The organism is Streptomyces sp. SID14478 (genome assembly GCF_010548525.1).
GTDB lineage: Bacteria > Actinomycetota > Actinomycetes > Streptomycetales > Streptomycetaceae > Streptomyces.
In genome coordinates this window covers 1-1,059 of sequence record NZ_JAAGMG010001368.1, presented here as the reverse complement: position 1 = coordinate 1,059, position 1,059 = coordinate 1, and the positions used below count along the sequence as shown (strand labels likewise).

1 protein-coding gene and 1 pseudogene are annotated in these 1,059 nt (G+C 77.5%); both read left to right on the top strand.

Features of this window, described 5'->3' with window-relative positions:
- The first annotated feature begins 24 nt into the window (after window positions 1-24).
- Complete coding sequence (locus G3I40_RS43515; protein ID WP_164560313.1) at window positions 25-663, top strand: allophanate hydrolase subunit 1; 639 nt, start codon at window positions 25-27, stop codon at window positions 661-663.
- Window positions 660-1,059: pseudogene (locus G3I40_RS43510) on the top strand (allophanate hydrolase subunit 2 family protein); the annotation flags it as partial. The gene G3I40_RS43515 and the pseudogene G3I40_RS43510, both read left to right, overlap by 4 nt.

Below are 1,059 nucleotides of genomic sequence, written 5' to 3'. Positions count from 1 at the left end.
CGGGGTCACGGTGGGTGCGTTCGCGTGAGCGCGGACCTCGTCGTGCGTCCCGCCGGGCGCCATGCGCTCCTGGTGGAGCTGCCGGACGCCGAGCGCACCGGCGCCTTCCACGCGGAACTGCTGCGGCGCCGGGCCGCGGGCACGCTGGCGCCGGTCGCCGAGATCGTGCCGGGAGCCCGCACGGTGCTGCTCGACGGCGTCCCGGACCCCGCCGCGCTGGCCGGTCAACTCACCGCCTGGGACGTCCCATTGACACCCCCGGCCGCGGGCGAGGTGGTGACGGTGCCGGTCGTGTACGACGGCCCCGACCTGGCCGAGGTGGCGGCGCTGTGGGGCGTGCCCGAGGACGAGGTGGCGGCGCGGCACGCCTCGTACTCGTACCGCGTCGCCTTCTGCGGCTTCGCGCCCGGCTTCGGCTATCTGACGGGGCTGCCCGAGGAGTTGCACGTCCCGCGCCGGGCCACGCCCCGCACCCGGGTCCCGGTGGGTGCGGTGGCCCTGGCCGGCCCGTACTCGGCGGTCTATCCGCGGGCGACCCCGGGCGGCTGGCAGATCATCGGCACGATGCCGGACCCGACACCGCTGTGGGACCCGTCGCGGGAGCGGGCGGCCCTGCTGTCCCCGGGCACCCGGGTGCGCTTCGCCCAGGAGACGGCCCGATGACGACCAAGCTGACCGTGGTCAGGGCCGGCGCCCTCACCACGATCCAGGACGCGGGCCGAACGGGCCACGCCCACCTGGGAGTTCCCCGCTCGGGCGCCCTGGACGCGCCCGCGATGCGGCTGGCGAACAGGCTGGCCGGCAACCCCGCGGACACCGCCGTGCTGGAGACGACCCTGACGGGCTGTGCCCTGCGCCCCGACGGGGACGTCACCCTGGTCGTCGGCGGCGCGCCCTGCCCCGTGACGGTCGACGGCAGGCCCGCACCCTGGGGCGCCCCCGTGCGGGTGCCGGCCGGTGCGCTGTTCGACGCCGGACCGGCGACCGGGGGCGTGCGCTCCTATCTGGCCGTCGCCGGCGGCATCGCCGTCGAGCCCGTGCTGGGCAGCCGCGCCACCG